Raw genomic sequence first — 22637 nt, forward strand, 5'->3', positions numbered from 1 at the left:
TTGCCTGATACACGATAAAACATAAAAATTATGCAGCTATATTACTTGAGATGGCCCATAAGCGGAAGATTAGCTGAACTTAAGGGTTTAATAAATGAGCGAAAAATGATATTTTGAAGCAAAATCACAAAGAAGTTACGCATGATGCAATTAACCGAGCTAGGTTCCTGGAAATTACTTGAGCAGCACGCTCATAAAATGAGAGTAAAGAATTTCGGTGATCCTGATAAGAGCGACAATACTCTGTCTTTTGTTTCCCATAAAAATATTCAGATCGATTTTAGCTATCAGTGTGCTAACAGACAAACACTCGCTTTATTAGTTGCGCTGGCAAATGAACGGAATCTGAAAAATAAAATCAAGCAATTATTTCATGGCGAGTTGGTTAACCAAAGTGAACAGAAGCCAGCTCTGCATACCGCTTTACGTGCTATGGATAATAAGCCCCTGCTGGTTGATGGCAAAGACATTATGCCGGCTATTTTTGATACACGAGCGAAAATTGCGAATATTGCTGAACGCATGAATTCTGGCCGGTGGATTGGTTATTCTGGCAAAGCCATTACCGATATCGTTAATATTGGCATTGGCGGCTCTGATTTAGGGCCACGTTTCTGCATGAAAGCATTGTCTGATTTGACCAATATTAATTTGCGTTATCATTTTATATCCGATGTTGATCCTAACGCCTTTGGCAAAGTTGTCAAATACCTAAACCCGGAAACAACGCTTTTTATTATCGCTTCCAAATCCTTTACTACCCGAGAAACGCTTTATAATGCCAAAAAAGCCTTAGCCTGGATTAATCAACCCTTTTTTGTTGATCGACATTTTATTGCTGTAACCGCCAACGCTAAAAAAGCACATGAAACAGGAATTAATAATGTCCTGCCAATATGGGATTGGGTTGGTGGACGTTATTCGTCCTGCTCAGCAATTAATTTAATTACAGCAATCGCTATTGGGCATGAGCAGTTTATGGAATTACTGGCTGGTGCGAATAGTATGGATCATCATTTTTACAATACCGAATTTGATTGTAATCTGCCTGTCTTGCTTGCGCTGTTTGGAATCTGGAATAACAACTTTTTGCATATCCATAATCTTCTAATGCTGGCGTACGCGCAGCAGCTTGAGTATTTCATTCCGTTTATCCAACAGATTGATATGGAGAGTAATGGTAAATCAGTAGATAATAGCCGCCGCTCGGTAAACTATGCCACAGGACCTATGATTTGGGGAGGTCTTGGTAATCAGGCGCAGCATAGTTATTTCCAGCTTTTATGCCAAGGGACTCACCGTCTGACTGTCGACTTTATCACTATGAAGTCTTATGACCAATATCTAATTAATCAAATGTGCGCTGCAAAAATGGGCGTGCTAAGCCAGGGAGTTTATAACACTGAAAAGCCTGATTACTGTATTCCAGGCAATATTCCGCTGAATAACATTATCCTTGCCGACTGCACGCCTTTTACTATAGGCCAGTTGATTGCCCTTTATGAGCATAAAATATATGTTCAAAGTGTAATCTGGGATATTAACCCATTTGACCAGCCTGGAGTCGAAAGCGCTAAACAGCATACACTGTTAAAATCAGCCTCTGAGCTTAACTAAAAAAGCGAACAACAGCTTTAATGACAGTATCTACTTTGTCATCGGTTAAATTAAACCATAATGGCAAGCGAACCAGTCGCTCGCTTTCCGTTGTGGTATGAATATCCTCGCCAGCAAAAACCCCATATTTCATTCCGGCAGGACTGGAATGTAATGGAACATAATGGAAAACTGTTTGAACGTCAGACTGTTTCATAAAGTTAATAAAAGCAGTACGCGTTTGAAAATCGGTGCACCTCAGGTAATACATATGGGCATTATGGCTGCATCCTTCCGGAATTACAGGTCGTGCCGCTTCACCGCTTTTTTCCAAATACTCAAAAGCCGTATGGTAGTTATTCCAAATTGCCAGCCGGCGATCATTAATTTCAATTGCTGCATCAAGCTGGGCTTGCAGGTAGGCGGCTTGTAATTCGCCAGGCAAATAGCTTGAGCCAATATCACGCCAGGTATATTTATCAACTTGTCCACGTAGAAACTGTGAGCGATTAGTGCCTTTCTCGCGCATAACCTCCGCACGCTCAACAAAATCGGGATCATTAATTAATAAGGCCCCGCCTTCACCACCAGAAGTATAATTTTTGGTTTCATGAAAACTGAAACAACCCAAATGCCCTATTGTTCCTAATGGCTGGCCGAAATAATTTGCCATGACGCCTTGAGCTGCGTCTTCAATAACAAAGAGATTATGTTTTTCTGCAATGGCCATTATTGTATTCATTTCACAGGCTACGCCAGCATAGTGCACAGGTACAATTGCTTTGGTTCTAGATGTAATTGCAGCTTCAATTTTGTTTTCATCAATATTTTTAGTATCTGGCCGAATATCCACAAAAACAATTTTTGCGCCGCGTAATACAAACGCATTGGCGGTGCTGACAAAAGTATAGGACGGCATGATTACTTCATCGCCCGGCTGAATATCGATAAGTAATGCAGACATTTCCAAAGCGGCTGTGCAGGATGGGGTAAGTAAAGCTTTCAGACACCCAAAGTTAGTTTCAAACCATTGCTGGCAGTTACGTGTATAAAAACCATCACCCGATAATTTCTGATTCCGGATTGCATTTAATACCAGGTTATCTTCATTGCCTATATAGGGAGCTTGGTTAAATAAAATCATAATAATACCCTTAGATCACAGATTCTGTCTCATTAAATAATGAGAGTAAATAACTGCCATAACTATTGTTGCGATACTGTTGAGCTAGATCATATAACTCTGCTTCTGACAACCAGCCATTTTTATAAGCAATTTCCTCAAGGCATGCAATTTTAAAACCCTGCCGGTGTTCAATAGTCTGAACAAACATCCCCGCTTCCAACAGACTTTCATAAGTTCCGGTATCCAGCCATGCAAAGCCGCGGCCCAGCAGTTCAACTCTCAGCTGGTTTAATTCCAGATATATCTGATTGATTGAAGTAATCTCATACTCACCACGATTTGACGGCCTGATTTGTCTGGCAAAGTCAACCACATGGTTATCATAAAAATAAAGACCAGTTACCGCATAATTTGATTTTGGGTTCTCGGGTTTTTACTGCTTGCATTCTGTCATTAAAACTAACTACACCAAAGCGACCAGGATCTTTCACTTGATAGCCAAAAACAGTAGCCCCATTCTGGCGTGCAGCAACACTCCGCAGTAGAGGAGTAAACCCCTGACCATAAAAAATATTGTCACCCAAAACCAAAGCGACATTATTTCCAGCAATAAACTCTTCGGCAATAATAAACGCCTGGGCAATTCCTTCTGGTTTTGCCTGAACAGCGTAGCTTAAATTAATCCCAAAGTTAGAACCGTCATTTAATAACCGCTCAAAAGAAGGTTTGTCTTCAGGTGTGGTGATAATCAGAATATCTTTTATACCTGCCAGCATTAATACGGACAACGGATAATATATCATGGGCTTATCATAAATGGGTAATAATTGTTTTGATATGCCTTTGGTAATCGGGTGCAGTCTGGTTCCTGCCCCGCCTGCAAGAACGATACCTTTAGTCTTTATGTCCATCTTATTCCTGTCTCTCTAATGAATATTGCTTCAGATACCACTGGATCGTTTTCGCAATTCCGGTATGAAATTTTTCTTTTGGCTCCCAGCCCAACTCGCGTTTTATTTTGCTGTTATCAATTGCATAGCGTCTATCATGACCTTTTCTATCATTAACAAACTGAATTAAATCAGCGTAACTTTTGACCCCTGCCGGTTTATTGGGCGCCATTTGCTCCAGAAGCTCGCATATCATATGGACTATATCAATATTTTTTATCTGGTTTTGGCCGCCAATATTATAAGTCTCTCCAATTTTCCCCTGTTCTAAAACCAATTGCAGTGCTCGCGCATGATCCTCAACATATAACCAATCACGAATCTGAGCGCCATCGCCATACACAGGCAGCGGCTTGCCTGAAATAGCATTATGGATCATTAATGGAATCAATTTTTCAGGAAACTGACGCGGCCCGTAATTATTAGAACAATTTGTAATTACAACCGGTAAACCATAAGTCCTGTGCCACGCTCGTACCAGATGATCAGAGCTGGCTTTACTCGCTGAATAGGGCGAACTAGGCGCATAAGCCGTCGTCTCTGTAAAAGGCGCGTCATCTACCTCCAGGTCACCATACACTTCATCGGTAGAAATATGATGAAATCTGAACTGACTGCGAGCAGCTTCTGGAAGTGTCTGCCAGTACTCATACGCCGCCTGCAATAAATTAAACGTGCCGACAACATTGGTCTGGATAAAATCAGCAGGTCCGCTAATAGAGCGATCGACATGGGTTTCTGCTGCCAAATGCATTACGCCATCAGGCTTATACTCATCAAAAAGTCTTCTGATTTCAGGTAAACAAACAATATCAACCTGCTCGAAGAAATAGCGAGTACTGGCAGTAATTGAAACCAATGAATTTAAATCTGCCGCATAAGTCAGTTTATCAATATTAACGATCGTATGTTCAGTATTTGCAATCAGATTGTGAATTACTGCTGAACCGATAAAACCGGCTCCGCCGGTTACAAAAATTTTCATAATTATTATTTATCTATATTGAATGATACTACCGTGACACAAAATGCCAACAGTTCCCTTATCTATTGCAGCAAAGATGTTTTGCAGCATTAAAACTTTGTTCACAGAGCCTAGGCCCAATTCGGAAATTTAACAATACTCACATCACCTGGAAAAACTAAAAAATATTCCTTATTATCTGAAACCAGTGAACTACAATATGTCTGTTCTTTCTTAAAAAAATGCTGATTAAGTTCTATTTTATGAACGGTTTCTTGCAGATCGGCTATTGTCTGTGCGATTAGCTTTTTATCCATCTCGGCGAGATTCGGATATTTCTTGTCCACATCATTGCGTAAAAAACTCAATGCGCCTTTGGCATAGCTCAAAAAATCCCGACACTGATTAGAGATAAACCCAAAGTTATAAACATAAGATGTTATCGGGTGATACATGAGCGCTTCACGGTAAGCAAGGCTTCCTGCATAGTATTTATCCAGAACAATAGCATGCATGGGATCAGCCTTAATTTTATCAAAATCGGCTTTTTGTTTTAAAGGATACTGCGAAAAAACCTGAAATTGTCTGTCGTCAAATGCGAACCCCTGCAGGTTACTAAAAAAACATCCTAATAACATTGTAAATAACAATACCAGCCTTGTAATCCGCTTCCCATGTTCTGGTGTATATAAACTTTGCCAGAAAAATACTATATTTAAAGCACCTAATACACTATTGGTATAGTCTTGAATGTCTTTCATTTCAGAAATTGAAAATCCATTCAGCAGATTAAAATTACTCAGTAAAAAAGTTGCCACAGTAGTAATCAATAACCAGTTACGGGCATTTTGATTACCTGGTTTTTTTATAAAATTGGAAATAATATAGAGTATTAATCCGAAAACAGTTGTCACTGGAATAAAAAGATATCTTATCTCTGCGTAATTAAAAAATACTTGCGCCAGCTCCTGGCGAGTTTCAGGACTTAGTGAAACATAGAAAGCAAGCCTGGTAAAAAAAACGAGTATCAAATAGCTAAGCAATGAAATAACGCCAATCCTTGCAATCGGGTTTCTGATAACAATGCTGCGTTCTATAAAACAATAAAGCAAAAAATAAACATAACCCACAAAAACGGTAAAATGTAAGAAAAACAATGGCGCGAGAAGCAATAATTTGTTTTGATTAAAATGAAGATAGAGGAAACCAAAAAAGACAATAAAAAAATAACCTAAAAAGGGTGACGGTACTCTGAATACCGACGGGTAAGTTTCCCAACCAGCAACTAAATGATATAAATGGTCAGCGGTAGGTTGAACAATATAGTGACTGATTAAGGGATTCGCCCGGTTAAATAAAATTGAGCCAAAAATAATAATTAAAGCATAATATACCGCCAGAGGTTTTATTATTTTCTGTTTTTGCACTATTTTAACTAACAGAGCAAACATGATAGGTAATAAAATCAAATTGCAGGCCAGTGTTATATTCGCACCTGAAATCCCAATATACTGCAAGAATTCAAGTAAATAATAATAAAAACAACCCGGCGAATTTTTTACGCCCTGTATTGCCTGGATAGTTAAAAAAGTTTCCTCGTCCCAGGCAGTAACCGTGTAATGCGCCCCAGAAATCAGGACTAATAATTGCGGGATTATACAAGAGAAAAAGAAGAGTCCTGCAACTATTATTGAAAACCCATAACTTGGGTAAGAATATTTTTTCAAAATCGAATCCACTCCTTGCAACTTGCGCAAACGTTATTTTTTTCCTGCCTGATATTTTAGAGCAAGGATTACCAGAGGAATATAAGCTATCAATACGCCTAAAAGGCCATTAATCAGCTTATCGCTTACCAGTATCGCAAGGGGAAGCAGCCATAAGGCATTAATAAACACAACAGCAAGGGTTACCTTTAAATGACTGCCGTAATAGCGTGCCGCATGTTGATAGGCATGGCTATTATGCGCTTCTGCCAGATTTTCTTTATTAAGGGCTCGCCGCAATAATGTCATGGTGGCATCTACGATAAAAACCCCTAATAAAATTAGCCAGCTCCATAAATAATCAGGGTTAACTGTTGCTGCCTGAATTGAGAACACACCCAACACTAATCCTAAAAAACCACTACCGGCATCCCCCATAAAAATACGAGCCGGCGGAAAATTCCAAATTAAAAAACCGGCAACAGTTCCTGCCAGTACAAGCGGTAAAATCATTGCCGGGCCGTTTCCTTGCAGATAATAAATTATTGCCGCGCCACAGCAGCAAAAAATTGCTTCGCTGGCTGCAATGCCATCAATGCCATCCATGAAATTATATAAATTTAACAGCCAGACAAGATAAAAAACAGCCAGTAAATTTGTGAATACGACTGATGTCAGTTTCAGGCTGCCGATTTCAATAGCCGGCATACCACCTACCAATAATAGTGCCAGACTACAACTGGCGAAATGGACAAGTAACCGCTTTTTAGCGGAGACACCTTGCCTGTCATCCAGAAAACCGATGCTGGCAATCAGTATGCCGGAAATCAGCAGACTTAACATGTCTGATAACGTAACCAGTTTTACGGTAAACAAAACCAGCAGTGATAACAAAAAAATAATGACAAAAACTAGACCGCCGCCACGGGGGGTTGGCACTTTATGAGCGCTACGGTGGTTAGGCATATCCAGGATTTGGTTAGCCAGCGAATACTTACGGAATGAGCCGGTTAACAGATAGGAAATAGTGAGGATCAAAATCAGATACAATCCAGGCATTCGCACTCCATAGTTTAAAACGTAGCTATCTATAAAAACCCGCATATTATTTCCTCAATACAGGCGAATTACAAGCTATTCCAAAGCATGACCCGGCAAAAAAATTATAAAAGCGCTTTACAAGCAATTTAGGGAAACATATATTGCCGATAAATACTAAAAGTTACATCTTTAGGAAGGATATTACATGAGACTGCTCGTCACTGGAGCTACAGGCTTTGTTGGCAGGGAATTAATTTCTTTGCTTTCCAAACAGGATTTCGAGATTAACATGACTACCCGCTCGCCTGAAAAACTGGCCATGGGCAGTAATATTCATGTGTTTCCAGGAATAAATTTGTCAGAACAGACTGATTGGCAACCCGCCCTGACTGGTTGTGATATCGTTGTTCATCTTGCTGCACGCGTTCATATTCTCAATGATTCCGCTGCAAACCCACTAGAGGAATTCAGAGCAGTAAATACCGCAGGAACCATTAATTTGGCTAAACAGGCTGCTGCTGCCGGGGTAAAACGATTTATTTTTGTTAGCTCAGCACATGTGCTAGGAAATCAGTCAACTAATAAACTGCTTGATGAAAGTGCCCCTTATGCGCCTCATACAGATTATGCGATTTCAAAAATGGAGGCTGAGCTGGAATTAAAAGCGCTTGCAGCGAAAACCAATATGAAATTGGTCATTATTCGCCCGCCCTTGGTTTACGGCAGCGAAGTTGCGGGCAATCTCCAGCGGCTTATGTGGCTATTAACAACTGGAATACCGTTACCATTTGCCAATGCAGTCAATAAAAGAAGTATGATTGCCAGCGCCAATCTTGTTGATTTCATTTCCGTTTGCATAACCCATCCTAACGCAGCAAATGAAACGTTCGTAGTGACAGACAATCAGGATATTTCTACCGCACAGTTAATCCGGCTTCTGGCAAAAGGTATGGGAATCAAACCGCGTCTGTTTGCTTTCCCTATTTTTTTGCTGCGTACCAGCTGCAAACTACTTAAGTGTAAAATGCTCTTCAATCAGCTATACGGTTCGTTACAACTTGACGCGACCAAATCCAGAGAATTATTACAGTGGCAACCGCCGGTTGAGGTTGAGCGAGCCCTTTTTTTAACAGGCCAGGGATATATAAAGAGCAGATAGACGGCTTGAAATTTTAGCGATTTTCTGATTGAATATGCCCCCCCTTGGGGCTATCTATCCATCTTATCATAAGGCAGGAGAGCATGAATATAAATTTTGGGAGAAAGGCAATACTGACGGGAGTTGCCGGATTAGTACTGATAAACACAGTTCATGCCCAAATAGCAAACAGTCATGCGGATCTATATACCACATCGGCCTGTAATTTTGTAATTAATGCCCCCCATTATTTTGATCATAGTGTTGGAGGAGTGGATTTTACGGAGTTTAATACCAAATACATTTGGTTAAGCGCAAACATGGGTAACATGATTAGCCGATTTGACACTGATCATGATTACGAGATCATTACGCCTTTTGGCCCCTACTACTTCCGCTTGAACGGGATTGCTTATAATCCTACTGGAACCGATCAAACGTACATTTATGATATTACCTGGGCATTTGGTTCCGTGCCATCAGCAGCTGGCACTTATACGGTAAATGCGTATAATTCTGAGCGCGCGCCTGTATTTTACCGCACCATTGATACAATTGGCGATTCCATCACGTGGTGGCAGTATGGGCGTTATTTACGCTGTTTGATGCGCGATGGCGGCTTACATTATGATTTTACAGGTACTCACACCGATGTTTTCGGCTTCCCTCATGACGGCCATGGCGGCGATACCACAACGGATGTTTTAAACCGTATGGCAACTATACCAGTCGCCGACGCGTATTTTGTCCTGATTGGCACAAATGATCAAACAACCGCCATACAAACAAGCGACAATATTATTGAAATTAGCAACGAACTGCACAATAAAAACCCTTGCGCTAAAATCTATATCAGTACATTGTTACCGCGCAATGACAGCTACAACACACTTAATCAAAAAATCAATGCTAACTTAAGAAACTATAATAATTGGTGCGATAAATGCACTTTGATTGATTTAGGTAAGTATGTTTATAGCAATGTCAATTGGCCAACTTACTTCATGCCAGATGGATTACATCCCAATCACGCTGGATTTTTATTAATTGCAGGATATTTAGCAGATAAATTAAAGTAAAGGATAGATGATGGCAACATCACAATCTTCCTGCAACCGCCAATACCGAATCAGATAATTTCTTCATAATAGCAGCTCTATCATATTTGGCTATAAAATCGGCACGCGGCTCAAACGAATATTTGATTTTTGACAACGCGGTTATTGCCTGTTGATAATCACAGGGGTGAAATACAGCGGCATTGTCTATTTCACTTTCAATAAAGGATTTGGCATAACCGCTAACACCTGCCAGCAACGGTTTTCCGAGTGCCGCATACTCAAACACTTTTGATGGTAAAACCTTGAGGAAAGCGTTATGAGCATTCAAATGCAAAAACAGGATGTCTGCTTTTTGGTAATAGTTAATCAATTCCTGGCGAGTTACCGGGTTCATTAACGTAACATTTTTCACGCCCTGTCTGTTTAGCTCCTCTTCCAGCACCTTACGGCGTCCGCCATCTCCGATAACAATAAAATCATATTGCTCTTCTACAGCCCGTGCCAAATCCGGAATAATTTTTTCCAATCCCTGCCCTTCACCAATATTACCCGCATAGAGCACTGTCTTTTTTCCTTCTCCTGATACCGCATTTCTATCCATTTTTTCTCTGGCGTCAAGAAACACCGCATCAATGCCATTGGTAAAAAAATCAAATTTTTCGCCGGAATAATCTTTCTGGAAATAGGGCAAAAAGCCTGGTGAGACAAGATTAATACGGGCGGCAGAAGAAAAAGTAAATTTCTCAATGCCAGATAATACCGGCAGAAAAAATTTCGACCATTTTTTCGGCATTACATCACCGATCGTGTCAACAAAAATATCTCGTATATCCATATACACCGGTGCTTTTTGTTGCTTTGAGGCAATAGCGCCCAGAAATGCAGTAAATAATCTTGAAGAAGTTGCATATACCAAATCATATTTTTGTTTTCTGAGGATTTTTAACACCCCCATAAAATAAACAAAAAAAGAACGTACCTGTCCTAACATTCCGCTTTTATGAGCAGGAATGGGAATACGGGTAATTCGTACTATTCCATCCTCTTCGTTTTCTGCCGCGGCGACATTATGAGAATGATAGCGATTAGGCATGCTTGTAATAACATGAATTCGGGCATCTGGCGGTAATTTTGCTTTCAACTCTTCAACGAGGCTTGTAGTGCGGAAAGAACCCGCGCACAAATCAGGCTTATAATAAAAACTCAAGACAAGTACATTTAATTTATTCACTTAATACCACTCTATATTTGTTTCCAAATGGGAAGAAAAATTCACTTTAACCAGTTTGTTGTTTATCTTCACTCCAAATTCAGGGCACCAATACCCCTCTTCCAGGCAGATTTCAGAATCTGAAAAAGTCATTTTAACTTTTACTTTGTCTGATACGATTTGAAGTGATTTGTTATTTAATTGTTCTATCTGTAAATCAGGATGAAGATGAAAAAAAGCGGTCGCAATACATGTTGGAGCATTAACCTTGTCATCTATTTTTAGTTTATTGTTGCTAAAAAGCCATTCTCGCCGATGAACAATTTTATTTTTTAAGCGCATATAGCCATTATGTGAGCAAGCAACATGAATAGCTTGAGGTTCCTGGACAATATTCAAATCGAATGGTCTTGCCCTTCTTGCAACCCGAAAACCGCCCCATATTTCGGACGAATTTAGATTATTGATTGCAACAGTATTATGGGCGCTGGTTGACCGCTGCCAATCCCTTTCAACCCCCAGGCCATATTGTGAAGTTCCGGTATTAACAAATACTCGCTGTTTTCCTACCGAGAGCTCAAACGATAAAGTATCTGCGTGAGCGTGTCCTGGTTGATAATCTGGCCCCACGCAACCGACATCGAGAATTGCAACAGCAGTGTCTGATTGAAATCGAATGTATCCGCTATCGGGCATATGGACATACGACAGCTCATTTGGTTCTTTGAAAATGGCTGGGACATCAATCGCGAGTAATGCAGCATACTCTTTTATCAGCGCCAACTCAGGCGCGTTTGAGAAAGCGGCATCATTAAAAAAAGAAATCCGGTCATCGGGATGCATCATTAATTCCAGCCATCCTATGCCCTTTTTCACCACCGCTTTAAGCTGCTCCACTTTAGATAATAAAAAGTTATTCTGGCTGCAATAAGCCAGATTAATGACATCAAGCACATTAAGCAGTAAATTGGCATGATACATAGGACTTAATTCAAAATGCGCCCCATCCGGCAAAAATTGCTCTTTGACTTCACGTACAAAAAGTCTAATCCCTTTTTTTAGCCATCTGTCGGCATCCTTACTTGATAACCAGCAACCGGCAAAAATCAACGCTTGTGCATTAACAAATAAATGATTTGCCAATAAATGATATTCAAGTTTTTGCTCCAGAACTCTTGCTTGTAATGCAAGGCTTTCATCAATAACTGGTGAACTGCAGGTATTTTTAGATAACCATTTAACCCAATTAACAATCCGCAGTGAAGTGGGATAGGGTTCCCAGCCATTGCCAGATGCTGGCGGGTTTTGGTTGATCCATTGCAGAATCCAGGATATGGCTAATTCAACTCGATTTTCCGCGCCAAGCGAGTCAAGATCATCAAAATAGTGTAAATTATAAAGCCACAATTTATCTTGACTGGAATCGTTCCAGCTGCTGGCTTTGTCAATCACTGACTCATGATTTAAAAAAGAGCATTTTTGATTTTCAAATAATGACTGCGTTTTATAAACCGGAGCATTCCAATGATGTGTCCAATGACGCCTAGCCAGTGATTTACCAATATTTAACCGTATAGGACAAAACGCTTTGTAAGCACGAAAATAAAACTGTTCCCAACGCAGATAACGTGCGGTATGAAAGTATTTTGATAATCTGTTTAATTTCACTTTGAGTTATGCTCTAGCCAAAAGTTAAAATACATTAATTGCCAGATTTTATAAGTTTCGTTACGGTTGCCTGAAAAGTGATTATTCACTATTTCCTTAACTACGTTCATATCGCAGATTGAAGACACTGGACCGCTATTTAATGTATTTAAAATTAAATCTTTTCCCAAATTGTTAATTTTACCATCCAAAGGCGGATTAAACCCAACTTTTTTTCTGTTAATCAACTCGGCAGGCAAACCTGCAAGCAGCATTTGCTTTAAAGGTTTTTTGCCTGTGTTTCTGTCAATAAGTTGAGAATCCTTGCTGTGAAAACCAAAATCAGCTAACTCATTGGACATTAAAGGAACCCGTACTTCAATACTTTGAAGCATGCTGGCTTTATCGGTTACCATCAGGTTATGCGGTAAAAAACCCAGACGATCGAAATACATCGCTTTTTTAAGCGGCGACAGGTTTTTTAAACGGGCAAGCTGCTTCTTCCCCCACTGCCACAATGCATCACAGGCATGATTGTCTTTTAACAGCCTGTTAACTTCGGAAGGAGAAAAATAGCCAATTAAACTGGTATAAGCCTTGAAAAAATCAGTTTGCGTTGAAAATCTCAGCAGCCGATCGGCTTTTTTAGCGAGAGCAGGAATTTTTCGCAACACCGGTGAAAATAACTTAATCAAAAAACCCAACGACATTACAAGTCGTCTGTTTTTAACGACTTGATAGCGTGGATAGCCGGCAAATAATTCATCTCCTCCCATACCGCTTAACATTACCTTATAGCCGTTTTCCCGGGCTTTGGCGGCTATACGTTCTGTGGCCAAAAAAGTAAAATCCGAAATCGGCTCTTCGGTGTTAGCTGCCACTCGTCTGAAATCGTCCAGAATTGCTGCCGGATTATCTTTGCCGGTTTCTATCCGAATTGTTTCAACCGGCATATTAATGTTAGAAGCAATTTCCAATGCGTATACTGAGTCATCCTGGCCTTCCGCATCATCATATTTAACAAATAGCCCATCGATTTGTCCTTTGGAAGCCAATGCTAAAACAGATGAATCAACACCGCCGCTAAAAAATAACCCTAGTCTGACATCGGCCAGCGATTGCAGCTTAAGCGATTCGGAAATTAAAAATTCAATCTCTTTATTCGGGGCAATACTGGTTAAAGGATTGTAGTATTCGATTTTTTCCACACGACCATTATCCAAATCATAGACAAAACAATATCCTGGCGGCACTTTCTCTACGTCCTTGAAACCAGTTTTGGGTTCGTACAACCAACCATTTAACAGAAACTCAGCATACTGGCTTTGATCCAGGGCAAGCTTTTCCTGTTTAACAGGGGACAGACCTCGAATCTCAGAGGAAAAAATAAACTCATCCTGATCATGATAGTAATAAAGTGGTTTTATCCCCAGCCGATCGCGGGCAAGTATAACCTGCTTTTTTTCAAGGTCTGCAATTGCAAAGGCAAACATCCCTTCAAATCTTGGAATGCAGTCAAGCCCCCACACTTTATAGGATTGTAAAATAACCTCTGTATCGGATTTGGTTTTAAATTGGAGTCCCAACTCTTCCAGCTCAGTTCGGATCTCCTGATAATTATATATTTCACCATTAAAAATCAGAGAATATCCAGTATCCAGGAAAGGCTGATTCGATTCATCTGTTAAATCAAGAATACTCAATCTTACATGCCCAAACCCCAAGTAAAATGCGCCCTCTTTTGTTCGCCATATACCGGAGGCATCTGGCCCACGATGACTAAGCGCCTCAAGTGATTGCTCTAAATTTTTATCACTCGTTTTACTGATATAACCACTTAAACCACACATCCCCTGGTATCCCCCATAGCAGAATCAAAACGTACACGGCTTGATTCAACAAACAGTTCTTGACTTGCCAATTTCTCATTTTGTCGAAGACAAAAACTTATTCCCCAAATAATGGCAAAGATCAGATTAAAAGTTAATAACCGAAAAACTGCAAAAAATAAAGAATAAAAAGTCATAGTCAACATAATCGAAACAACAAGAACTTTCAATTTCCAGGCTTCAGACGGCAATCGGGTTACATAGTACAAAGGGATAATAATAAAGCTGGAATAAAGAATAACACCAGCCAATCCTCCAACCATTAGCCAATAAAATATCCAGTTATGAATATACCCTACTTTTTTATGTATATACTGGCCATTGGATAATGGAAAATTGATATCATGTCGTGCACCTATACCAGCTCCAAACAAAGGTTTTTTGGAGAACTGAGACCAGGCTATTTTGTATTCCACTATTCGACTTAACAAATTATCATCTTTATTAGAATTATCGGAAGGTAAATAAACACTCCTGTCATTTACATGATAGATAGTTTTAAAAAATACCGATATCCGACCTAACCATACTGAATTAGTATCTAATGTACTAACAAATGTTAAACTTAACATGACTAATACAGTACATATTTTCAGATAAGCATTAATTAAGTCTCGTTTGTAAAAAAATAACCAAAGCCCAACCAGGCCAAGTACTATGATAGAGGATAACAGCATACTACGAGTGTAGGTTTCTAATATTGCAAACAAAGATAGCGCTGCACATCCCATGCTGGCTATTTTTATATTGGGCTTTTTTGTAAATAATGAAACCAGTGTAAAAACCACCAGACCAAGCGGAAGTAACTCGGAAGTCGCTTGTTGTATAGTTAATGTAATACGATCTAAAAATGGTCCTGAGAGTGTATCTGAATTCCATACCTCAGAATTATAAACTTTAAAACCATCCTCGTTCAGCCAATATATTTTATAAAAACCTTGGACAAAAAATACGCTATTTATATATCCAAGAATTAATAAAGTTAAAACGGCACAAGCGATAAGTACCCATTTTATTCGAAATGAAAAATCTTCTTTTAATGTTATTGATATTGGAATACTCAAATATAAAAGCAGAAAAGGAAAAATCCCGCGCATCCAATCCGCGAAAGATACACCTTGATTAGTTGCATAATAGCAAGATGCCAAAACAAGAGACGAAAATATGACACTGCTTATTAAAGGCGATTTCAATGCCTTAATATTACCTTTATAAATTTCATTAGTATAGGTAGCTAGTACATACAAAACCGCCATTACTGCTATAATAATTTCACTTGCTCCCACATCTTTAGGCGTAGGCTCAATACTAAAAAGCGATACAATTAAAGACAATAACAAGAGCCATGGCCTGAATACACCATACATAACAAGTACAGCAGAAAGTAAAAATGCCAGATTCCTCATATGACCAATTTCAAAACGAAGATTTAACGCAATAATAGCTGTCACTAAAATAAATATGCCAGGAAGCCAATTTTCTGATCTTAATTTTAGAAAGTTCAACATAAAGTCCCTCTTGTCTTTATCTAATTGCCAAATAATCCATTTCGGTGGATTTAACTATTTTTGCAGGGCTTCCCACTAAAACGGAGTTATCTGGGGCGCTTGATAATACCGTAGCGCCTGCTGCAATAATACAGTTATTACCAATTTTTATATCCCCAAGAATCTTGGCGCCTGCAGCAATATAACAATTATCGCCGATAACTGGCGCCGGGTTCACTTCTTTAGAAAAATATCCTTCTTTCGCTCCAATGGTTACCCCTTGACCTATTACACAATTGCGGCCTATTTTGGAATCTGAATGCAAAACTACGCCAATTGCCCCATAGGCAAAAACGGTTCCTTCCCCTATTTCCGCACTAACGGGAATATAGGAGTTATAAAGTAAAAACATACAATTTCTTATGAGAGTAGGAAAAAAAGGTATTTTCCGCTTGTAAAACATTCTGCCAAGCCGATAGAGTTTAATCGCATTCATTCTATTACTTCCTCAAAAGAGAGATGGCATTCTTATCAATTGGGCTAAGCGCAAATACTGAAAAGATACATGCTGTCAGCATCAGACAACCAAGAGAAACCGAATTCATAGCTACAAAAACTGAGAGTGGCGCGGATAAAGCAATTAAAGCAATCATCCGTTTTAGCCTGAATGATATTGTTGTCAGCATGAGCATCAAATAGGCGGCAATCCCGGATGCGTAAAGCAAAATCATTTGCGGTAATGTATCAACTTTCAGGACAGCAATACAAGCAAATATTGAAACGATAACATTAATCGTAATCAGCTGTTGTCTTCTTTTTATACCTAATAAATAGCGCTCAAGGATAACAGAAAGATGTAGTACAGGTAAAATGAAAAAAACCTGAGCAAATTCTTGATAGCCCTTATAAAGACCTATAAACAGGTAAGCAACAAACGCTAGTAAATAAAAATAATTCAGCGATAGCCTTGTCATTTTTTCAAGCAAGAACTCATCGCTTTCAGCCTGTACAAAATGGGCGGAAATTGCCTTTACATTCACCGGGAAGATTGCGACGACTGATTGCACTATCGATACCTGAACCCGAAATAATCCCAGTACTTGTGGTGGGAAAATGAACGATAAATAAAAAGGCAGGATATTGGTAAACAAATTACTAACTAACGTTAAAGAAAATAAAGTGGGTATAATTCTCAGCATGCTGGCAACAGAATGCCAGATTCCATTAAAAGAGACTTCAATTTTTTTGTTCAATAAAAGAAAAAGCAACCAAGCTGTTGCCGGTAAAGAATTGGTAATTCCAATTATTTCAGTAATTGTAATATTATAGAGGTTAAAATAAGCAACACTTAGAAGAATTATAAAAATAGCAATGAAAACGGATAAATAAGTCACTATTGCCATTTGGAGCCTTTGTGCATACATGACCAGCAATACGCTGCTGCTATATACCATTGAGGCTAAAAGCCATGGACTACCTGCTGAAAAAAAAATGTTGGTGCAAGAAAACAATACCAAAACAAACGCGCCGACTGCAAAAGATACAGGCAGCAATGCTTTTTTGTCAACATTGCTAATCAAAGGCTCACTGATAACATCAGTAAATTTATGAAACAGAAAAACCAGAATATTTGCTTTAATAAATAAACCATATTTTTCCAAACCAAATAATAGCGGTATGAAAAAATTGATCAGGAGCCCCGATCCTAATGTTAAGGCCTGAATAAGGATATTTAGCATATTATTTACTTAGAGCAAATTCCTCGAACATCAATCAATGCATGCTCGCCGATAAAACTACTGGCCATTTCCTTAAACGGACGATGATCAACCAACAATACCACAACATCAGCTTCAGCCAATGCATGCTCCCCACTAGTGAGCTCAACATGTTGCGATAATTCTGCCGGCAAAACACTAATATTGGGCTCTACTGCAACTATGCGTCCCGGATGGCTTAACGCAATTCTCTTTACAATTTCAACAGCAGGACTTTCACGTAAATCATCAATATCGGCTTTAAAAGCCAGACCAAAACAGGCAACCGTAATCTCTTTGGCTTTTTTCTCTGGTTTTTTGGCCAGACAATCCATAATTGCAGTATTTATTTTATCCAATACCCATTCCGGTTTACTGTCATTAACCTGTCTTGCTGTTGTAATCAGGCGCGCCAGATCAGGAGCGCTGCTTACAATAAACCACGGATCAACAGCAATACAATGGCCGCCGACACCAGGTCCAGGTTGCAAGATATTAACACGGGGATGGCGGTTAGCCAGCTTGATAAGCTCCCAGGCATTAATATTTAATCGATCACAAAGGATAGAAAGTTCATTGGCAAATGCAATATTAACATCACGAAAACTGTTTTCGGTCAGTTTGCACATTTCTGCTGTACGGGAGTTAGTAACCAGGCAGTCACCCTCAACAAAAATTTTATAAAGTTGTAAGGCCTGCTCTGAACATTTCGAACTCATTCCCCCAATTACTCTATCGTTATGTACCAGCTCCCGCAGCACATGGCCTGGCAAAACTCTCTCTGGGCAATAGGCAATTTGAATATCAGCCTGATCACCGTGGGTTTGGGGGAAACGTAAGTCCGGGCGTTCATGTGCTAACCAATCAGCCATCTGTTCAGTAGCGCCTACAGGAGAAGTAGACTCCAGAATAACCAGGTCGCCTTTTTTTAAAACGGGTGCAATAGCATAACTGGCAGATTGAATGTAGCTTAAATCAGGTTGATGATCATCTTTAAATGGTGTTGGTACCGCAATCAGGAAAGCATCCGCCGGCTCCACTTTAGTAGTAGCTTTCAGGTACCCTTCGGTTACCGCTGCCCGTACTATGATATCCAGCTCTGGCTCTACAATGTGGATCCGTCCCTGGTTAATGGTATCAACGGCATGCTGATTAATATCCACACCAATCACATTCACTTTTCTTGAAGCAATTACTGCGGCTGTTGGCAAGCCAATATAACCCAGACCAATAACTGAAACTTTGGAGAACCGACATTTTTCCTGATTAAAACCTGACATTTTTTTTCCCATAATTTCTAACAAATAACCAAATTTCAAACAGGCTCTGCTGCTCCGCTTCTTGAATCTTCAGCAGCCTGAAGATGAGACATAAATCTGGTAATAATATTAATAATTCGACTTGTTGCCTGACCATCGCCGTAGGGATTTCGTACGTGACTCATCTCCCAATAGCGTTTTTCATTGGTTAATAACTCGGTTATTTCTGTTACAATCCGCTGCGTATCAGTACCAACCAAACGAACAGCACCTGCTTTCACAGCCTCCGGTCGCTCTGTTGTATCACGCATAACAAGCACTGGCTTGCCAAGCGACGGCGCTTCTTCCTGTATTCCGCCCGAATCAGTCAAAATCAGGTAAGCAGATTTCATTAAATAGACAAAAGACAGGTACTCAACCGGTTCAATAAGATGAATATTGCTAAAACCAGCTAATTTGCGATTCACTGGCTCACGCACTGATGGGTTAAGATGAACAGGATAAACGATATCAACCTCAGGAAAACACTTGGCAGTTTCTATTAAAGCATTGCATATTCGCTCAAAACCGTCGCCAAAATTCTCTCGCCTGTGACCTGTTACCAAAATCAATCGGCGTTCACACGTTAAAAAAGGAAATTGCTTCTGCAGATCTGATGCAAGCTCCGGATTAGCATCAATTTGATGTGATATATCAAGAAGCGCGTCAATAACTGTATTTCCTGTGATGTGAACGGATTCCATGGAGACGTTTTCATTCAGTAAGTTATTATAAGCCAATTCCGTAGGCGCAAAATGGACCGCTGCCAATTTACCAATCAGGCTACGGTTTATTTCTTCGGGCCAAGGAGAGTAGATATTACCCGTGCGTAGGCCTGCTTCCACATGCGCGACTGGAATTTGATGATAATAAGCTGTCAATGCGGAAGCCATTGCTGTTGTTGTATCGCCATGAACGAGAATCAGGTCAGGTTTGTATGCGCCAGAAAGGAGAGTATTAAAACCGGTCATTATCTTTGCTGAAAGATCTGCCAGGCTTTGATTTGCAGCCATAACCTCCAGATTATAGTCAGGCGTTATATTAAAAAGGTCCAGCATGGAATCAAGCATTTGTCTATGCTGACCCGTAACGCAAACTTTATTACGAATTACAGGGTGACGCTCTAATCCCTTGATTATTGGAGCCATTTTAATTGCTTCGGGACGTGTTCCAAAAACGCAGAGCGTATGAATCGACATTGATTACTCTCACAAAACTATATTCAATTATTCATCTGTCCTAAGGGTCTCGATTATAGACACAAATCGTTTAAACCACAACAAAGAAAACAACTATCGCCAAAGCACCCCATTTAACGTTATACTGACCCAACGTTTATTCACAACTGGATAGCTGCATGTCCTTAAAGGCCATGTATAACGAATTAGCAAACCGCTATGCGACAGCTGATCGTTTCGGCTCCATCAGCCAAAGTCACAATGTGGCTATTGAACAAATAGAAGAAGAAAAACTGGGTACTCGGGCAGGTTATAAGGTTCTCGATTTCGGCGTAGGCAACGGTGCTTTTTTAAGTAAGCTCAAAGAAATTATGCCTGATGCTGATTTCACGGGTATTGATATATCCAGCGAGATGCTGGCAAGGGCACGTCAGCTTTTACCGTTGACCACTATTGAGGCCAGTGCCACAGAAGCCAGCCATTATTTGCCTCATAACAGCCAGGATTTGGTGCTTGCGCATTTTATTAATGCCTATATTCCAATTAATACCCTGTTTAATGAGGCGAATCTGCTAACGCGTGCCAATGGTTATTTTTCCATGATCACAACCACGTATGAATCCTTTCCGGTTGCCCAGCAGCATCTGGCTAATTTTATCGCGGAAGACACTCTGGTCAGTAGTGTTGTCGGTCATTACTATAAAGCCATGGTACGGAATACCACGGTTGCCACAGGTCAGGATCAGCTGCTGCATGCCTTTGCCGAACATCAGTTTGAAGTTGTTCACCATACCCGGCTGGAAATACCGGTTACATTGAATGATATTGAAGAACTGGCACGCTTTGGAATTGAGGGCACGTGGTTTTTAAACAGTATTTCGATGCGTATGCTGCCTAAAAATTTTCTGATTGAACGGTTAAAGCGTTTGTTTAGTAAGATATTTACCTTTCCATATCATGATACGCATATAATTGATGTGGTGTTGGCGAGAAAATAGGCTGGGCTGTGAAGCCCCCTTGTCAAGACTACCCAAAAAATGTAATTCTGATTAATCCGATAGCGTACACAAGGAGTTGTGTGGTGGAGCAAGCCGTGAATAATTTTTTGCCTCTCAGCAATATTCGGCAGAAGCAATCGAATAATATTGCCCTGATTACCTTCTGGAGCCAGTTTTCGGTTTATGCGCTAAATACCATCCTGATTTTATTTTTAACCCGCCCTTTTCTTGAACATGGTCTCGGATACAGTCAGGCTCAGGCGTACGCTTTTATCGGCGTTACTCAGGCTACTGGTTATTTAATGCCTGTACTCGGTGGTTTTATGGCTGATCAGGTGGTCGGAGTAAGGCGCGCAATTTTGTTTGGCAGCGTTATGCTTGCCTTTGCTTACCTGCTGGTTATGCTCAGCGGTTATACCGTTGGCACGTTCAGCGACAAATTATTTATTGCCGCTTACGCGCTGGTTCCAGCCACCAACTCCTTGCTCATGGGCACCGCTTCCGGGTTGATTTCACGTATTTACAGTGATGATGCCATTCAGGCCAAGTCAGCCATGACCTGGTATTATATGGCAATCAATGTCGGCGCTTTACTCGCTACTTTTATTGCCCCTGCTTTGCTTGACAGTCGGTTTGGCCCGTTATCAGTCCTGACAGTGACCTTTATTGGTAAATCAATCGCAGCCCTGAACTTCGCCCGTAATTATCACTTATACGATAATGTCATCATCGGTAAAGACAAGCTACCCATGACCGCAAAAACAGGGTACAAGCTGCTAGCCTATATTGCAATCATTTATCTCTTTACCTTATTAGCATACTCGCATATTTATCTTGCCAGCATTGTTATCGGAACAGGTTGCGCCCTGGGAATTGTATGGTTTTTTATAAAAACGCTTATCCTGCACGGCGAGCAGCGCACCAAACAGTTAATGGCAATTTTCCTGATACTGGAAGCGATTATTTTCTTTATTATCTATAACCAGATGAATAGTACCATGGTGTTGTTTGCCAAAAACAATTCTGATTTGCAATTAGTGGGTTTTAGTGTTTCATCTGCACACTACCAATTATTAAATCCTTTGTTGATTATTGCATTAAGCTTTTACCTGCCGGGTTTTTATAGCAAATTTCCCCGCTTTACTATTCCATACCAATTCGCTGCCGGAACGCTATTGGCAGGCGCTGCCTTGTTAATTATGGTCTTTGCTGCCAGACACGCCCACTACGGCCTGGTAAATGGCAATTACATCGCGTTGACCTATGTTTTTATCACCCTTGCCGAACTCTGGGTCAGCGCCATCGGTTTAAGTATGATTGGCCTTTATTGTGATCAGAATAATATGGCCTTCGCTATGGGTGTCTGGTATCTCGCAAGCGCATTGTCCAATGCCATCTCTGGCCGATTGGCGGCGCTGGTTGCAATTCCCGAACATATCACTAATCCCGAAGCCAGCTTGCTGATTTATCAACATTATTATTGGTGGATGGGGTTGGGGACTATTGCTATTGGCTGTGTTATGCTGCTGATTGCGAGACTTGTTCAGACAAGACTGGCTCGGAAAGGAATTAATTTAGCTTAAGGAGGAAC

Annotated in this window: 19 protein-coding genes; 5 read left to right on the plus strand and 14 right to left on the minus strand. The window is 40.2% G+C overall.

Features of this window, described 5'->3' with window-relative positions; genetic code table 11:
• Nucleotides 1–141: 141 nt before the first annotated feature.
• Nucleotides 142–1617, plus strand: a complete 1476-nt coding sequence (gene pgi, locus ACFORL_RS02450; protein WP_382340738.1) for a glucose-6-phosphate isomerase — start codon at nt 142–144, stop codon at nt 1615–1617.
• Here pgi and rffA read toward each other — a convergent pair.
• The 6 genes from rffA to ACFORL_RS02475 form a co-directional block, all read right to left on the minus strand.
• Nucleotides 1610–2740, minus strand: coding sequence for a dTDP-4-amino-4,6-dideoxygalactose transaminase (rffA, locus tag ACFORL_RS02455; protein WP_382340740.1), 1131 nt, complete (start codon nt 2738–2740; stop codon nt 1610–1612). The two genes, pgi and rffA, sit on opposite strands and share 8 nt — an antisense overlap.
• Before the next feature lie 10 nt (nt 2741–2750).
• Nucleotides 2751–3095, minus strand: coding sequence for a sugar phosphate nucleotidyltransferase (locus ACFORL_RS12800; RefSeq protein WP_449280251.1), 345 nt, complete (start codon nt 3093–3095; stop codon nt 2751–2753).
• 7 nt (nt 3096–3102) lie between these two features.
• Nucleotides 3103–3633 carry a sugar phosphate nucleotidyltransferase gene (locus ACFORL_RS12805; RefSeq protein ID WP_449280252.1) on the minus strand — a complete coding sequence of 177 codons (531 nt, stop codon included), beginning with the start codon at nt 3631–3633 and terminating at the stop codon, nt 3103–3105.
• A 1-nt stretch (nt 3634) separates the two neighbouring features.
• A complete protein-coding gene (gene rfbB, locus ACFORL_RS02465; RefSeq protein ID WP_382340742.1) occupies nt 3635–4657 on the minus strand; it encodes a dTDP-glucose 4,6-dehydratase in 1023 nt (340 codons plus the stop codon).
• Nucleotides 4658–4767: 110 nt separating this feature from the next.
• Nucleotides 4768–6363 (minus strand): hypothetical protein, encoded by a 1596-nt coding sequence (locus ACFORL_RS02470; protein WP_382340743.1) that lies wholly within the window; start codon nt 6361–6363, stop codon nt 4768–4770.
• Nucleotides 6364–6396: 33 nt separating this feature from the next.
• A complete protein-coding gene (locus ACFORL_RS02475) occupies nt 6397–7401 on the minus strand; it encodes an MraY family glycosyltransferase (RefSeq protein WP_382340745.1) in 1005 nt (334 codons plus the stop codon).
• Between the two features lie 187 nt (nt 7402–7588).
• On the opposite strand from ACFORL_RS02475, the gene ACFORL_RS02480 reads away from it, so the two are divergent.
• Nucleotides 7589–8542 (plus strand): NAD-dependent epimerase/dehydratase family protein, encoded by a 954-nt coding sequence (locus tag ACFORL_RS02480; protein ID WP_382340747.1) that lies wholly within the window; start codon nt 7589–7591, stop codon nt 8540–8542.
• 83 nt (nt 8543–8625) lie between these two features.
• Entirely contained in the window at nt 8626–9600 is a 975-nt protein-coding gene (locus ACFORL_RS02485; RefSeq protein ID WP_382340749.1) for an SGNH/GDSL hydrolase family protein, read from the plus strand.
• Between the two features lie 19 nt (nt 9601–9619).
• Here the strand turns inward: ACFORL_RS02485 and ACFORL_RS02490 are convergent, their stop codons facing one another.
• From ACFORL_RS02490 to wecB, 8 genes are read right to left on the minus strand one after another with little or no spacing between them, the layout of a single operon-like run.
• On the minus strand, nt 9620–10813 hold the full coding sequence (locus tag ACFORL_RS02490; protein ID WP_382340750.1) for a glycosyltransferase family 4 protein: 1194 nt from the start codon (nt 10811–10813) through the stop codon (nt 9620–9622).
• Nucleotides 10814–12460 (minus strand): heparinase II/III family protein, encoded by a 1647-nt coding sequence (locus ACFORL_RS02495; RefSeq protein ID WP_382340752.1) that lies wholly within the window; start codon nt 12458–12460, stop codon nt 10814–10816.
• Nucleotides 12457–14289 carry an asparagine synthase (glutamine-hydrolyzing) gene (gene asnB, locus ACFORL_RS02500; RefSeq protein ID WP_382340753.1) on the minus strand — a complete coding sequence of 611 codons (1833 nt, stop codon included), beginning with the start codon at nt 14287–14289 and terminating at the stop codon, nt 12457–12459. Before asnB ends, ACFORL_RS02495 begins: the two co-directional genes overlap by 4 nt.
• Nucleotides 14277–15836: an O-antigen ligase family protein gene (locus ACFORL_RS02505; protein WP_382340754.1), complete on the minus strand. Its 1560-nt coding sequence runs from the start codon at nt 15834–15836 to the stop codon at nt 14277–14279. Before ACFORL_RS02505 ends, asnB begins: the two co-directional genes overlap by 13 nt.
• Before the next feature lie 16 nt (nt 15837–15852).
• Complete coding sequence (locus tag ACFORL_RS02510) at nt 15853–16311, minus strand: serine O-acetyltransferase (protein WP_382340756.1); 459 nt, start codon at nt 16309–16311, stop codon at nt 15853–15855.
• A gap of 4 nt (nt 16312–16315) precedes the next feature.
• Nucleotides 16316–17554, minus strand: coding sequence for a hypothetical protein (locus tag ACFORL_RS02515; protein ID WP_382340758.1), 1239 nt, complete (start codon nt 17552–17554; stop codon nt 16316–16318).
• Nucleotides 17555–17559: 5 nt separating this feature from the next.
• Complete coding sequence (gene wecC, locus ACFORL_RS02520) at nt 17560–18852, minus strand: UDP-N-acetyl-D-mannosamine dehydrogenase (RefSeq protein WP_382340760.1); 1293 nt, start codon at nt 18850–18852, stop codon at nt 17560–17562.
• Between the two features lie 35 nt (nt 18853–18887).
• The gene (gene wecB / locus ACFORL_RS02525; RefSeq protein WP_382340762.1) at nt 18888–20069 is read right to left on the minus strand and encodes a non-hydrolyzing UDP-N-acetylglucosamine 2-epimerase; all 1182 of its coding nucleotides are present in this window, start codon (nt 20067–20069) and stop codon (nt 18888–18890) included.
• Between the two features lie 158 nt (nt 20070–20227).
• Between wecB and ACFORL_RS02530 the strand changes: the two genes are divergently transcribed.
• Entirely contained in the window at nt 20228–21046 is an 819-nt protein-coding gene (locus ACFORL_RS02530; RefSeq protein ID WP_382340764.1) for a class I SAM-dependent methyltransferase, read from the plus strand.
• Between the two features lie 80 nt (nt 21047–21126).
• Complete coding sequence (locus tag ACFORL_RS02535; RefSeq protein ID WP_382340766.1) at nt 21127–22629, plus strand: peptide MFS transporter; 1503 nt, start codon at nt 21127–21129, stop codon at nt 22627–22629.
• Nucleotides 22630–22637: the final 8 nt, after the last annotated feature.

The organism is Legionella dresdenensis (assembly GCF_042649825.1).
Lineage (GTDB): Bacteria > Pseudomonadota > Gammaproteobacteria > Legionellales > Legionellaceae > Legionella_C > Legionella_C dresdenensis.